At 62.3% G+C, this 13,688-nt stretch carries 12 protein-coding genes and 1 tRNA gene; 6 read left to right on the forward strand and 7 right to left on the reverse strand.

The window, feature by feature from the left end:
* Window positions 1–185 precede the first annotated feature (185 nt).
* Entirely contained in the window at window positions 186–1,037 is an 852-nt protein-coding gene (gene aguB / locus ATE59_RS15680; protein WP_058813294.1) for an N-carbamoylputrescine amidase, read from the forward strand.
* A gap of 23 nt (window positions 1,038–1,060) precedes the next feature.
* Window positions 1,061–1,720 carry an FABP family protein gene (locus ATE59_RS15685; protein ID WP_058813239.1) on the forward strand — a complete coding sequence of 220 codons (660 nt, stop codon included), beginning with the start codon at window positions 1,061–1,063 and terminating at the stop codon, window positions 1,718–1,720.
* Between the two features lie 5 nt (window positions 1,721–1,725).
* Here ATE59_RS15685 and ATE59_RS15690 read toward each other — a convergent pair whose 3' ends face one another.
* From ATE59_RS15690 to ATE59_RS15710, 5 genes are all read right to left on the reverse strand, one after another.
* Window positions 1,726–2,346, reverse strand: coding sequence for a PilZ domain-containing protein (locus ATE59_RS15690; RefSeq protein ID WP_058813295.1), 621 nt, complete (start codon window positions 2,344–2,346; stop codon window positions 1,726–1,728).
* A gap of 298 nt (window positions 2,347–2,644) precedes the next feature.
* Window positions 2,645–5,152: a DNA ligase D gene (ligD, locus tag ATE59_RS15695; protein WP_058813240.1), complete on the reverse strand. Its 2,508-nt coding sequence runs from the start codon at window positions 5,150–5,152 to the stop codon at window positions 2,645–2,647.
* Window positions 5,153–5,308: 156 nt separating this feature from the next.
* Window positions 5,309–6,169, reverse strand: coding sequence for a non-homologous end joining protein Ku (gene ku / locus ATE59_RS15700; RefSeq protein ID WP_058813241.1), 861 nt, complete (start codon window positions 6,167–6,169; stop codon window positions 5,309–5,311).
* Window positions 6,170–6,264: 95 nt separating this feature from the next.
* Window positions 6,265–6,349, reverse strand: a tRNA-Leu gene (locus ATE59_RS15705).
* A gap of 66 nt (window positions 6,350–6,415) precedes the next feature.
* On the reverse strand, window positions 6,416–7,870 hold the full coding sequence (locus ATE59_RS15710) for a coniferyl aldehyde dehydrogenase (protein WP_058813242.1): 1,455 nt from the start codon (window positions 7,868–7,870) through the stop codon (window positions 6,416–6,418).
* A gap of 760 nt (window positions 7,871–8,630) precedes the next feature.
* Here ATE59_RS15710 and ATE59_RS15715 point away from each other — a divergent pair.
* Window positions 8,631–8,894: a hypothetical protein gene (locus ATE59_RS15715; protein WP_156416819.1), complete on the forward strand. Its 264-nt coding sequence runs from the start codon at window positions 8,631–8,633 to the stop codon at window positions 8,892–8,894.
* A gap of 240 nt (window positions 8,895–9,134) precedes the next feature.
* Here ATE59_RS15715 and ATE59_RS15720 read toward each other — a convergent pair whose 3' ends face one another.
* On the reverse strand, window positions 9,135–9,374 hold the full coding sequence (locus tag ATE59_RS15720) for a helix-turn-helix domain-containing protein (protein WP_058813244.1): 240 nt from the start codon (window positions 9,372–9,374) through the stop codon (window positions 9,135–9,137).
* A gap of 705 nt (window positions 9,375–10,079) precedes the next feature.
* Between ATE59_RS15720 and ATE59_RS15725 the strand changes: the two genes are divergently transcribed.
* Window positions 10,080–11,267, forward strand: coding sequence for an acetyl-CoA C-acyltransferase (locus ATE59_RS15725; RefSeq protein WP_058813245.1), 1,188 nt, complete (start codon window positions 10,080–10,082; stop codon window positions 11,265–11,267).
* Between the two features lie 278 nt (window positions 11,268–11,545).
* Window positions 11,546–12,010, forward strand: a complete 465-nt coding sequence (locus ATE59_RS15730; protein ID WP_003044510.1) for an RcnB family protein — start codon at window positions 11,546–11,548, stop codon at window positions 12,008–12,010.
* An 84-nt stretch (window positions 12,011–12,094) separates the two neighbouring features.
* Here the strand turns inward: ATE59_RS15730 and ATE59_RS15735 are convergent, their stop codons facing one another.
* Window positions 12,095–12,553: an SH3 domain-containing protein gene (locus tag ATE59_RS15735; protein WP_003044512.1), complete on the reverse strand. Its 459-nt coding sequence runs from the start codon at window positions 12,551–12,553 to the stop codon at window positions 12,095–12,097.
* 136 nt (window positions 12,554–12,689) lie between these two features.
* Between ATE59_RS15735 and ATE59_RS15740 the strand changes: the two genes are divergently transcribed.
* Window positions 12,690–13,688 (forward strand): 2-hydroxyacid dehydrogenase, encoded by a 999-nt coding sequence (locus ATE59_RS15740; protein ID WP_003044514.1) that lies wholly within the window; start codon window positions 12,690–12,692, stop codon window positions 13,686–13,688.

A 13,688-nucleotide genomic window follows, 5' to 3' on the forward strand; every position in this document is an offset into this window, starting at 1 on the left:
GATCATGCTGACCACTAGCGCTGCGGCCAAGATTGCTATTTCGTTCCAGTTCATCGGGCTACATTGTTATGCGACGATTGGATCGACCGCAATCGGTCGCTTGCGGACGACCCCTGCCATAACAACGCCAACCGCCCATCCGCTTTTGCGGTGGCAAGATGCGCCGGCTTGCTTATATCCGCCTCATGACCCGCTCCATCACCGTCGCTGCGCTCCAGCTTCCCCTGCCCGGCCCCGTGCAACCCAATGTCGACGCGGTCACGGCGCTCGCCGAGGAGGCTGCGGCCAAGGGCGCGCAGGTCATCCTGCCGCCCGAGCTGTTTGAAGGCCCCTATTTCTGCCAGGTCGAAGAAGAGGCGCTGTTCGCTAGCGCCCACCCGACCGCCGACCATCCCAGCGTCAAGGCGATGCAGGCGCTCGCCGCGAAGCTCAAAGTTGCGATCCCGACCAGCTTCTTCGAGAAGGACGGGCCGCATTACTACAATACGCTCGCGATGATCGGCCCCGATGGCGCGATCATGGGCACCTATCGCAAAAGCCACATCCCCGACGGGCCGGGCTATGAAGAGAAATATTATTTCCGCCCCGGCAACACGGGTTTCAAGGTCTGGGACGTCTTCGGAACGCGGATCGGCGTCGGGGTGTGCTGGGACCAGTGGTATCCCGAATGCGCGCGTGCGATGGCGCTGATGGGTGCCGAACTGCTCTTTTATCCGACCGCCATCGGCAGCGAGCCCTATGACGCCGACCTCGACACCAGCCGCATGTGGCGCCGCGCGATGCAGGGTCATGCGGTGTCGAACTGCATGCCGGTGATCGCCGCCAACCGCATCGGCGCAGAAGGTGACGCGAATTTCTATGGCCACAGCTTCATCACCGACGAATGGGGCGATCTGACGCAGGCGTTCGGCGCCGCCGAAACGGGGGTGCTGGTCGAAACGATCGATCTCGACCGCGCGGCGAAGCATCGCGCGGGGATGGGTTTTTTCCGTGACCGCCGGCCCCAGCTTTACGGACGGCTGGCCGAGGACATCTGACCGCGCGGATTGGGGGATAACACATGGACGTGCCGAACGACATCTTCACCGAGCCCGAGAATGTCGACCCCGACACGCTCGCCAATCTCGGCCCACTGCGCCATTTCGCCGGCATCTGGGAAGGAAAGCGCGGCGTCGATGTCAATCCGAAGGCCGACGGCCCTGAAACCCGCAACTATTACGAGCGGGTCGAAATGCAGCCGATCGACCCGCAGGCGAACGGGCCGCAGCTATTCTATGGCCTGCGCTACCATCTGCACATCAACACGCCCGAAGAGGATATCACCTTCCATGACCAGGTCGGTTACTGGCTCTACGAACCGGCGACCGGGCTGATCCTGCAAACGCTGGCGATTCCGCGCGGCCAGATCGCGATTGCGGCGGGACACGCGGCGCCCGATGCGCGCAAGCTGTCGGTGCGCGCCGAGCGCGGCCAGACTGAATATGGCATCTGTTCGACCGCGTTTCTGGAAGCGGCGTTCCGCACCGACAGCTATCAGCTCGACGTCGAATTCCATGCGGATGGATCGTGGAGCTATGTCTCCGACACGATGCTGATGGTGCATGGCCGCGACGCGCCTTTCCGCCACCGCGACCACAACCGCCTGATCAAGGTCGCCGAGGCCGACCTCAACCCTTGGGCGAAGATCGTCCGCGACGGCAAGGCAAAGGCGATCGCCTGAGCGGTTCAGCCCTCGAAACGGCGAATGCTTTCCAGATCGACGCGGTTCAGCGGTTCGGTAAACCACAATCCCCCGCGGCCGCCGCGCGCCCAGCGTACGATCGCCTTGCGCTCCAGCCCGTCGGCCAGCGTCAGGTGCAGATGGCGCCCGACCTCGAGATGTCCGCCATGGACGAAGCCCGCGCCGCTTTGCGACATGTCGACAAGCTCGATGATGCTCTCAACCCCGTCGACCTGCGCCTTGGCGCGCGAGTGGAGCGGGATGCGGGGGGCGCGATAGCCATAAGCGCGCTGTTCGGCAGCAAGCTGTTTGAGCACGCCGGCGCCGTCGATCTCTTCGTGAAAGGCCACGCCGCAGCGGCCACCGTCGGCCCATACGATCTTGCCCTTCAGCACGACACTGTCGGACAGATAGATGTCCAGATTTTCGTCGACATGAACGGGAACGTCGGCCGCAAGCTGCATGCCGCGGTCCGAAATATTGCGCACGCGCCATAGCCCGACATCATTGTCGCGCACGACTTTTGCGATCCGCCAGACCGTCCGGTAACGGTCCCCCCCACGACGATCGCCATCGGTCGCGGCCCTGGGTTCGTGCGCCGTGCCCGAAAAGCGGGGTTCGATCATTCCATCCTCCTGATCCACAATGCCATCCCGATGGAAGGAAATGGCATCGAACTAATGGAGAATATTCACGCCTGGTCGGGCAAGAATATCCGAATTCTGTAAAATATTCAATCATGTCCCGAGTAAGGTTAACCTGCTTTCAACAAGTTGACCGAACCACCCGATAAGCATGCAACCCGATTATGAATAATTTGCACATTTTCCTCATTTTAACGGTGCCAGAATTGCAACATTAAATGGCTAAGCATCGTTATTTTGCGGGCCTCGAAAGCGGGAGGATCGCAGCGCCGATGCGGGGTCAGATCGCGGGCAGCGCCTGCCGCGCAAATCCCCATCCCTTCAGCGTCGGGCTCGCGGCGCGATCGAGCAAGGCGCGGGCGTCTGCGATCGTCCAGTGGCGCGCGCTGTCGATGGCGGCCAGCCCGTCCCAATCGATGGGAACCGCCACCGGCGCCCCCGCCCGCGCCCGCGCCGAATAGGGCATGATCGCGGTACTGCCGCGCTGATTGCGCAGCCAGTCGATGAAGATCTTTCCCTTGCGCTTTGCCTTGCTCATCGTCGCGACGAAGCGATCGGGTTCGGCAAGGCTCATCGCCTCGGCAAAGCGCTTCGCAAAATCCTTATGCGCGTCCCAGCTGTGCCCCGGATCGAGCGGCACGACGACATGGACGCCCTTGCCGCCCGAGAGCATGGCAAAGCTGACGAGGCCGATGTCGGCGAGTTGACGCTTCAAATCCGCCGCGGCCTTTTTGACGTCGGCGAAGTCGAGCCCTTCGTCGGGGTCGAGGTCGAAGACCATGCGGTCCGGCTGTTCGAGCGTATCGACGTGGCTGCCCCAGCCGTGAAATTCGATCGTCCCCATCTGGACGCAGGCGAGGATGCCGTCCGCATCCTCGACATAGAGATAATCCTCAACGCCGCCGTCCTTCTCTTCGATCGGAACGCGGTGGACGTGCGGGCCGAAAGAGCCTGAATCATGCTTCTGGAAGAAGCATTGCTTCGCGCGTCCCTGCGGACAGCGGACCAGGCTGGCCGGGCGGCGGGCGAGATGCGGCAGCATTATCGGCGCGACGGCGGCATAATAGTCGGCGAGGTCGCCCTTCGTCGCCTTTGCCTCCGGGAAGATGACGCGGTCGCGGCTGCTGATCTTCACGTCGCTGACCGGGGCGGGAGCCTTGGCCTTGGTTTCGGGTTTCACGTCCTTCGCCTCCTTGTCGGCGCGCAACCCAACGAAGCTCGCGTGGCGGACCGAGCCGCCGGCGGTATATTCGGCGAAGGCGATCTCGGCGACAAGGTCGGGCCTTACCCAATGGACCTTGCGCGCCGCCGCCTTGTCGACATCGACCGGCGCCGTCTTGCGCGCGCGGCCCGCGAATTTCGCCGCGAGCATCGCCATCGCATCGGCATCGAAACCGGTGCCGACATTGCCCTTATAGACGAGTTCGCCCTTTTCGCACTGCGCGAGGAGTAGCGAGGCGAAGGGACGTGCCTTCGCCGAACTCTCCTTCCAGCCGACGATGATGAATTCCTGGCGGCGGGTGCATTTGACCTTCACCCAGTTTTTCGACCGGCGGCCGGCATAGGGTGCATCGGCGCGCTTGGCGATGATGCCCTCCTGCCCTGCGCCGCACATCGCCTCATAGAGCGTTTCGCCCGCGCCGATGACATGATCGGCGACCGCAATCGGCGGCGCTGCATCGCGGAGCAGCGCCTCGAGACGTTCCTTGCGTGCTAGATTGCCGAGCGCGGTGAGCGACTTGCCGTTCTCTTCGAGCAGGTCGAAGGCGAAGAAGTGGAGGTCGGTCGCCTCGTCCTGCGCGCCATGCCCGCGCTTGAGGACCGCCTGGAGCGCCGAGAAGTCGGGGTTGCCGTCCTTGCCATAGGCGACGATCTCACCGTCGATCAGGCACGGCGGCAGGTCGAGTGCGGCGATATGGCGGGCGAGCGGCGCGAACTTGTCGGTCCAGTCGAGCCCGCTGCGCGTATAGACGACGACCTGATCCCCCGCCGCGGCGACGAGCGCACGATAGCCATCGAACTTGATCTCGTGGAACCAGTTGTTGCCCGTCGGCACGCTGTCGACGAGCGTTGCCAGCTGTAGCTTGCGGAATTTGGGCGGCTTGGCGTCGGCTTTTGCGCCTTTGGCGACCTTGCGGTTATGCGCCGCCGCGGCCGCCATCTTCTTCGCGAACGCTTCGCCCTTTGCGCCCTTCAGCGATTGCTCGCCGTCTTCGTCGCCCGCGATCTCGGCCATCGCGCGATCGGTGAGGACGCTGGTGAGGTAGCGGCCGGTCAAGTCGTCGCTGCCCCCCGCATAGGCATCGTCGATCTTGCGGAGCAGCCAGTTTTCGCGCTTTTCGCCGGCGCGGGGCTTCATGCGGACGAGCAGCCATTCGCCCTTCATCCGCTCGCCGTCGAGGGTGAAGTGAAGATGGCCCTTTTCCAGATCCTTCGCGCTCTTCCCCGCGACCGGCGCCCAGGTGCCGCGATCCCACAGCATCACCGAACCGCCGCCATATTCGCCCTTGGGGATCACCCCCTCGAAATCGGCGTAGGCCATCGGATGATCTTCGGTGCGCACCGCGAGCCGCTTGTCGTCGGGGTTCGCGCTCGGCCCCTTGGTGACCGCCCAGCTCTTGAGCACGCCATCGACTTCGAGCCGGAAGTCGTAATGGAGGCGCGTCGCGTCGTGTTTCTGGACGATGAAGCGATTGCCGCCCCCCTTCGCAACCTTGCCCGCGGGTTCGGGGGTCAGCTTGAAATCGCGCTTCTTGTTATATTGGGCGAGAGGGTCGGCACGGGTCATCGCGTTCCACCTTGTCTGTGCCCCCGCGAAGGCAGGGGCCCATCACCGAAGCGGGCGACGCGAGCCGAACCGTAGGAAAATGGCGCGAGGCCGGATGATGGACCCCTGCCTTCGCAGGGGCACACAATAGCCGAGGGCAATCCGGCGTTCACGAGACTATGCCCGCTTTGTCGCCGGCGCCTTTTTGGCGGGCGCCTTCTTCTTCGTCGCAGCGGCGGCCGTTTTCTTGCCGTCGACCGACGCCTTGAGCGCTGCCATCAGATCAATGACATTCGATCCTTCGCGCACATCGGCGGGCTCCCCGACATCCTCGAGCACGCGCTTGCCCTTGGCTTTCGCTTTCTTGGCGATGACGCGCTTCAGCGCATCGACATAGTGATTGTGATAGTCGGCGGCGTCGAACTTGCCGCTCTTCTTGTCGATCAGCGTTTCGGCGAGATCGAGCAGGTCGGCGTCGGGCTTGCTCGCGGGCACGTCGCGGAAATAGCTGGCGGCCTTGTTCACTTCCTCGGCATAGCGCAGCACTTCGAGCACCAGCCCCTTGCCGCAAGGGCGCAGCCCGACGAGCTGTTCCTGACCGCGCAGCGCAAGCTGTCCCAGCCCCACTTTCTTCGTTCGCCGCAGCGCTTCGCGCAGGACGATGTAGGCTTCCTCGGCCAGATCGTCGGCGGGGACGACATAATAGGGCTTTTCATAATAGAGGATGTCGATGTCGCTCGCGTCGACGAATTGGACCAGCTCGAGCGTCCGCTTGCTCTCCAGCTTGACCGCCTCGATCTCTTCTTCGTCGAGCAGGACATAGTTGCCCTTCGACACCTCATAGCCCTTGACGATGTCGTCGGTATCGATGGCGCCGATGCCGGGCACGACCTTTTCATATTTGACCGGCTTGCCGCTCGGTTCGTGGATCTGGCGAAAGCTGACGCTCGCCCCCGATTTGGTCGCCGGATAGATTTCGACCGGGATCGACACCAAAGCGAGGCGGATCTGACCCTTCCAATAGGCGCGTTGCACCATCTGCAAACCTCCATAGCGGAATGCGAATGCAATGCGCGGCCTGCCATGCGGGTTCCGCCGGGGCCGTTACGCGTCTGAAAGTCGATTCTCGGTTATGGTGCCCCTGGCCGGACTCGAACCAGCACTCCTTGCGGAACTCGATTTTGAGTCGAGCGCGTCTACCAATTTCACCACAGGGGCCTGCCACGGGCGCATCGCCCGAAAGCGCGGCGCTCCCCCTAGGGCGAAGCGCCGCCGCTTGCCAAGCTATTTCTTCAATTCCTTCGCCAGCGTCTTGGCGGTCGCCTTGCCATAGGGCGGCTTGAAGCCGGCGAGCCCGGCGACGTCGAGCTTGGGCTGGCGATAAACGGCGCGCGCGTGACTGAAGGTGCGGAAGCCGTCCAGCCCATGATAATTGCCCATTCCCGACGGTCCGACCCCACCGAAGGGCAGGTCTTCCATCGCATTATGAAACAGCACGTCGTTGACCGTGACGCCGCCCGAAATCGTCCGCGTCAGCACGCGGTCCTCCTCGCTCTTGTCCTGCCCGAAATAATAAAGGCCGAGCGGACGATCATGCGCATTCACATAATCGATCGCCTCGTCGATCGTCTTGTAGGTCTTGACCGGCAGGATCGGGCCGAAGATTTCCTCCTGCATCACCTTCATATCGTCGGTCGCGCCGCGCACGATATGGAGCGGCATCTTGTGGCCGTTGGCGCTCGCGAAATCCTCGTTCGCGGGATTGACCTCGATCACCTCGGCGCCCTTTTCGCGCGCGTCGGCCAGATAGCCCTGCAGGCGGTCGAAATTGCGGCCGTTGACGACCGACGTATAGTCGTCATTCTTGAGCAGCGTCGGATAGAGCGATGCGACGCCCTTGCTCACGCTGTCGATCACCTCGCCCTCCTGATCCTCGGCGACGAGCAGATAGTCGGGCGCAAGGCAGATCTGCCCCGCGTTCATCATCTTGCCGAGCGCGACGCGCTGGCCGACGAGGTCTTTGTTCGCGCTGCGCCCGATGAACGTCGGCGACTTGCCACCCAGCTCGAGCGTCACGGGAACCAGATTATCCGCCGCGGCGCGCATGATATGCTTGCCGACGCTCGTCGCCCCGGTGAAGATCATATGGTCGAACGCCAGCTTCGAGAAAGCGACGCCAACGTCGGCCCCGCCCGTGAACACGGCCATTTCGCTCTCGTCAAAATAGTCGGGGACAAGGCGCGCCATCAGGTCGGAGACATTCTCGGTAAACTCGCTCGGCTTGATCATCGCGCGGTTGCCCGCCGCCAATATCCCCGCCATCGGCACGAAGACCATGCCGACCGGGAAATTCCACGGAGCGACCACACCGACGACACCCTTCGGCTGATAGACAACCTCGGCTTTCGCGCCGAGCAGGCCGAGCGGAAAGGTGGGCTTGCGCTTTTCGCCGCGCGACCAGGCCGCCATATGCTTCTTGGCATGTTTGAGGGCGCTGACCGAGGGCATGATGTCGGTCATCAACGTCTGTTCGCGGCTGCGATGGCCGAAATCCTCGCTCACCGCCTTGGCGAAATCCTCGGCATGATCGACCAGCAGCGCGATCGCGCGGTCGATGCGGTCGGTGCGGACCGACAGGCTTTCGGGCATCGCGGCGGTAAAGCTGGCGCGCTGCGTTTCGAGCACGCGCTGCATCCGCGCGGTTTCGCTGGCGATATCTTCCTTGATGGCGGTGGCCATGACCCGTCTCCCCATATGATTGCGCCTGTTTGACCACGCTCTGCAGCGGGTTTCAAGTTGAAACTGGGATCATACGCCTACACCTTATTTTATCATATTAGTCGTGTAAAATCAAATAGTTTTCGTGAATTTACATCGTCTCGAAGGCGCTACCGGGATACGAATTTTGTGCTTGGTGCGCCTCAATGCCATCATACCGAGCAGGATCCACCAGCTACTGCCTCAAAAACCTTGATCTGCACTGCATCCAGCCACGAGACGAATCGCAACAAGAGCGGTGCCAGTTAGGGGCGGGATACGCCGGAAATGGAAAATGAGACAATTTCAGATGCTTACAGAGAAGGTGCATGTTTCACCGTGAAACATGCACTTCATGTAGCCTTTAACCCCAGTGCCGTTACCGACGAGTGATGGATCAACTATGTGTCTGACCAATCCCTGCACTGGCGCAATCGCAGCCTAATATGCATGAGACGCCGCGCCAATTCGGCGAGCGTCGCAAGCGTTGGCCGAAGTCATAGATGTTCACGCGGCGTTCTCTGCGAACAGAATGGCAACATCTGGACTTTTTCGATTTTTTGTGCTACGCAAACCAGTCGGGGCGGCCCTACCAGAACCGCCCCGATTCGAGTTCGGCAATTACCCTCGAAAGGCCGCCGGACCCAAAGTGATTGAACGCCGTGGCGCTCCGTATTGACAATTATGGATGCCACATTTTCAGGCATTTTGCAAGGCCTTTCGGCAACCAAGGATGCCTACGATGGCTTATTTTGCAGTGTCCTATCAATTGAACAAAACCAAGGATTACAAACCACTTTGGGCTGCACTCGCCAAGCTCAACGCTACGAAGGTGATGCGGGACTTCTACCTTGTGGACGTCACGTCCACGGCGATAGAGTTGCGTAATTATCTTAGCAAAGAAGTTGACGCCGACGATATGATATTCGTCGTGCCCTTCTCGCGGAGGCCATCTTACAACCGCGCTTTTGTCGGCACGAATGGATGGATAGCCGCTAGGTTCTAGACGCTTCGGTCGGGGTGCGGTCCAGCCTTCCAAACCGCACCCCGCCCATAACCACGGTGAGACCCGGAAGGCTGCTCGGAAGGCCTACGATCTTTGATAATTATGCAGACGGCGATGAGGCGATAAAGGCGATTATCTAGCCGAACGAACGCGCCGCACTTGCTAGGCATAACGCTTGAATATTTCGAAATGTCTTTATTGGATCTGTGTTTCAAATTGCGCGACCATCTCCTCGAACGGCTATCCTGGGTCACCAATCGCACATGGGTCATCAATCGAAATCAATAAATCAATCGGCTCACCTCCGAGCGGCCGGCTCAACTCATGGAGGGTCAGCACGGTCGGATTGCGGCGGCCACGCTCAAGCCCGCTGATATACTGCTGACTGACTCCTGTCAGATCAGCTGCCTGCTCTTGGGTTAATCCTCGAGCCAAGCGAAGCCTCTTGAAATTCATCCCGACCTGGAGGCGCACGTCCATTCGACAGACACTGCCGCAATGAACCATTGAAATTTATCTACTATAATATGTATGCGCAGAAAGCACGCTGTTGCTCGGGCACCGCACAGCAGGGGTAGGCCGCCTAATTGACCATCAAGCTCACAACACCGCCGGTCCCCCGCCTACTTGGTAGCGCGATGGCGGCAGCCTATCTCGGGATCAGCGAGAGGATGCTCAGCCAAGTTCGTTTGAGGGCTGATTTCCCACAGCCCATAAAACTGGGTCGAAGGATTCTGTGGGATCGAAAAGCATTAGACGTGTTCGTTGAAGGCCTACACGCCCAACCATACGACCCATGGGCCGACGTAAGCGTAGGCTCGTAGAGGCAGAAAACGCCCTCTATCAATGACCTGAAGCTCATTGATCCTGCTCGCCGATCATGACTACACACATGCAGAAGGCCAAAAAATGGACCCATCGACCCCGCTGTGCTACACCAAGAAGATTGCCCCAATGGAGGGGCGGTTCGTATCCCATGCAGACATCCCATTTGAACGACATAGAACAACATAGCACAAAAGCGGGATACGAAATTTAGAAATATCGTTATTTTTCAATGCTATACATCGTTCAAGTTGAAACGCGCATCGTTTAGGGCGATCCCCCTACCCCACCCCCTTTCGCAAGTGCAGCAAAGGCGCTAATCGGGCCACCGATGACCTTTCCCCTACGGAGTCTTTTGCCATGACCGCCACCGATCCCGTCGTTTTCCTCTCCTATGCCCGCACCCCGATGGGCGGCATGCAGGGCGTGTTGTCGGACGCGAGCGCGACCGATCTCGGCGCGACCGCGGTGAAGGCGGCGGTCGAGCGCGCGGGCGTTGCCGGCGACGATGTCGAACGCATCTATATGGGTTGCGTGCTGCCCGCCGGCCTCGGCCAGGCACCGGCACGTCAGGCCGCCATCAAGGCAGGCCTGCCCAAGTCGGTGCAGGCGACGACCGTGAACAAGGTGTGCGGTTCGGGCATGCAGACCGTCATCATGGGTGCCGAGGCGCTCGCCGCGGGCAGCATCGATCTCGTCGTTGCAGGCGGCATGGAGTCGATGACCAACGCCCCCTATCTGCTCAAGAAGCATCGTTCGGGCGCGCGCATCGGCCATGACACCGCCTATGATCATATGTTCCTCGACGGGCTGGAGGACGCGTATGACGCCGGCCGCGCCATGGGCACTTTCGCGCAGGACACCGCCGACGCCTATCAGCTCAGCCGCCAGGCGCAGGACGATTATTCGATCGAATCGCTGAAGCGCGCCCAGGCAGCGATCGCCGACGGCGCCTTCGCCGCCGAAATCACGCCCGTCACGCTGACCACCCGCAAGGGCGAGGTTGTCGTCGACACCGACGAACAGCCCGGCAAGGGCAACCCCGACAAGATCCCGACGCTGCGTCCTGCCTTCGCCAAGGACGGCACGATCACCGCGGCGACAAGTTCGTCGATCTCCGACGGTGCCGCCGCGGTCGTGCTGACGCGCCAGTCGGTCGCCGAAGCGAAGGGCAAGAAGCCGGTCGCCAAGCTCGTTGCGCATGCCGCGCACGCGCAGGAACCCAAGGATTTCACGGTCGCTCCCGTCGGCGCGATCAACAAGGTGCTGGCGAAGGCCGGCTGGTCGATCGGCGACGTCGACCTGTTCGAAGTCAACGAAGCCTTCGCCTGCGTCGCGATGTTCGCGATGCACGACCTTGGCATTTCGCACGACAAGATCAACGTCCACGGCGGCGCGACCGCGCTCGGCCATCCGATCGGCGCCAGCGGCACGCGCATCATCACCACGCTGATCGCCGCGCTTCAGCGCCACGGCAAGAAGCGCGGCATCGCAAGCCTGTGCATCGGCGGCGGCGAAGCCACCGCGGTCGCGGTCGAGCTGGTTTAAGCCAGCTCGATGCTGTCATTGCGAACCCGGCGAAAGCCGGGTGAAGCAATCCAGAGCGGTTTATGCCGGCTCTGGATTGCCGCGCGGCTCCGCCGTTCGCAATAACGAAGCATGGCGACGATCGCGCCGCGGCCATTTTCAACCCGCGCGACACTTTGCGACACTAATGTCCTCAAAATAAACGCGGCATTCCGGCTCCGTTCAAATCGACTCGCCTAATCCTTTTCCTGTCATCGGGCAGATCCCCTCCCCCTGACGGCAAGACAAGGAATGGCATTATGAAGAGCAAAATTCTCACCGCCGGCCTGATCGCCGCGATGATGGTACCCGCCATGGCGCAGGCCCAGACCCGCGAGCTCGCCCGCGATCGGCAGGATATTCGCCAGGAACAGCGCGACCTCAACCATGCGAAGCGCTATGGCGATCGCCATGATGTGCGCGATGCTCACCGCGACGTGCGCGACGCGAAGCGCGAATATCGCGAGGACAAGCGCGACTGGCGCCGCGACAATCGCTACCAGAACTGGCGTGCGCCGTTCAGCTATCACCGCTTCGCGGTCGGCAATTCGCTGCGTTCGACCTATTACGCCCCGACCTATCGCCTGAACTATGATGCGCGCTGGGGCGTCCCGAAGGCGGGCCGCAACCTGGCCTATGTCCGCCACTATAACGACCTGTTGCTGGTCAATGTGCGCACGGGCAAGGTGGTTCGCGTCTATTATAACCACTTCCGCTGGCGCTAAACGCCAACGGTGACGAGAGAAGGGGCCGGCGGGCGACTGCCGGCCCCTTTTGTCATGCGTTGCGGGGTCATGCGTTGCGGGCGATCAATCGCCCCAGATATGGTCGGTTTCGATCCAGCCCTTGCGGCCCTTCACGTTGAACAAGCACCAGCCGTCCTTGCAGTCGGTGATGCGGCCGACCACACCGGCCTCGGCGCGAAAGGCGATCGCCGCGGCGGCGTCGGGCTTTTCGCGCATCGGACGGATGCCACCGGTGACGATCGCGGTGCGCGTGCGGCTGAGCAGCCGCGCCGCCATCCACCCCTGCGTCCCGTCGGGATCCTCGATCTTGCGCCAGATATCGTGGCGCGCGACCACTTTGACGGGCAGATCCTTGCGCCGATATTCCCACACGACGGGCACATCGGGCGACGGCCCCTTGCGCATCCGCGCCTCGTCGACGCTGATCGACGCCCAATAGGGCAGTTCGGGATCGCTTTGCGCCGCGGCGGGTCCGGTCGCCACGGCCAGCGTCAGGAGGGCGAATATCGTGCGGCTGGTCATCCGTCTGCCTTGTCAAAATCGGGGGCGCTTTTCAACCGTTCGCCGCAGCCTTCGCCCCGTTCGTCCACAGCGGCTTTCGCATCGGCGCACGCTTGGCCCTCTTGACCCCCACGCGCCGCCGCGCTCTATCGGCGCCATGCCCGATTCATCCCGCCCCAAACGCCCGCGCGTCATCGTCACCCGCCAGTTGATGCCGGCGGTCGAGGCGCGCATGGCCGAATTGTTCGACGTCGCCCTGTCGGCGCACGATCACGCCTTTACCAAGGACGAACTCAAGGCCGCGGTCGCCGATTGCGACGTGCTGGTGCCGACCGTGACCGACGAGATCGATGCCGAGATCATCGGCGCGGCGGGCGACCGGCTCAAGCTGATCGCCAATTTCGGGGCCGGGGTCGACCATATCGACCTCGCTGCGGCGCGCGCGAAGGGCATCATGGTCGCCAACACCCCCGGCGTCTTTACCGAGGACACCGCCGATATGACCATGGCGCTGATCCTGTCGGTCCCGCGCCGGCTGGCCGAGGGCGAAAAGCTGATGCGCTCGGGCAAATGGCAGGGCTGGGCGCCGAGCGCGATGCTGGGCCACCGCGTCGGCGGCAAATTGCTCGGCATCGTCGGCATGGGTCGCATCGGCCTCGCCGTCGCGCGGCGCGCCCGCGCCTTCGGCCTGTCGATCCACTATCACAACCGCCGCCGCCTGCCCGAAACGATCGAAGAGGAACTGGGCGCGAGCTATCATGCGAGCGTCGACACGCTGCTGCGGATCAGCGACGTGGTCACGATCCACTGTCCGCACACCGCCGAAACCCATGAGATGGTCAGCGCGGCGCGTATCGGTGCGATGAAGCCGACCGCCTATCTGATCAACACCGCGCGCGGCGAGATCGTCGACGAAAAGGCGCTGATTGCGGCGCTCAAAACCGGCCGCATCGCGGGCGCGGGGCTCGACGTCTATACGCACGAGCCCGCGGTCGACCCCGACCTGCTCGCGCTCGACAATGTCGTGCTGCTGCCCCACCTCGGCTCGGCGACGATCGAGGGCCGCGAGGCGTCGGGCGAGAAGGTCATCGCCAATATCCGTGCCTGGTGCGACGGGCACCGGCCGCCCGATCAGGTGCTGGAGGGGTGGGCTTAG

Origin of the sequence: Sphingopyxis sp. A083 (assembly GCF_001468495.1) — a bacterium.
GTDB lineage: Bacteria > Pseudomonadota > Alphaproteobacteria > Sphingomonadales > Sphingomonadaceae > Sphingopyxis > Sphingopyxis terrae.

Bases quoted from the DNA above. Each gene is read 5' to 3' on its own strand.
- ATE59_RS15710 (WP_058813242.1), bottom strand. From the start codon at position 7,870: ATGGCCACCGCCATCAAGGAAGATATCGCCAGCGAAACCGCGCGGATG.
- ATE59_RS15725 (WP_058813245.1), top strand. From the start codon at position 10,080: ATGACCGCCACCGATCCCGTCGTTTTCCTCTCCTATGCCCGCACCCCG.
- ATE59_RS15735 (WP_003044512.1), bottom strand. From the start codon at position 12,553: ATGACCAGCCGCACGATATTCGCCCTCCTGACGCTGGCCGTGGCGACC.
- aguB (WP_058813294.1), top strand. From the start codon at position 186: ATGACCCGCTCCATCACCGTCGCTGCGCTCCAGCTTCCCCTGCCCGGC.
- ATE59_RS15685 (WP_058813239.1), top strand. From the start codon at position 1,061: ATGGACGTGCCGAACGACATCTTCACCGAGCCCGAGAATGTCGACCCC.
- ku (WP_058813241.1), bottom strand. From the start codon at position 6,169: ATGGTGCAACGCGCCTATTGGAAGGGTCAGATCCGCCTCGCTTTGGTG.
- ATE59_RS15730 (WP_003044510.1), top strand. From the start codon at position 11,546: ATGAAGAGCAAAATTCTCACCGCCGGCCTGATCGCCGCGATGATGGTA.
- ATE59_RS15715 (WP_156416819.1), top strand. From the start codon at position 8,631: ATGGCTTATTTTGCAGTGTCCTATCAATTGAACAAAACCAAGGATTAC.
- ATE59_RS15690 (WP_058813295.1), bottom strand. From the start codon at position 2,346: ATGATCGAACCCCGCTTTTCGGGCACGGCGCACGAACCCAGGGCCGCG.
- ligD (WP_058813240.1), bottom strand. From the start codon at position 5,152: ATGACCCGTGCCGACCCTCTCGCCCAATATAACAAGAAGCGCGATTTC.
- ATE59_RS15720 (WP_058813244.1), bottom strand. From the start codon at position 9,374: ATGGACGTGCGCCTCCAGGTCGGGATGAATTTCAAGAGGCTTCGCTTG.
- ATE59_RS15740 (WP_003044514.1), top strand. From the start codon at position 12,690: ATGCCCGATTCATCCCGCCCCAAACGCCCGCGCGTCATCGTCACCCGC.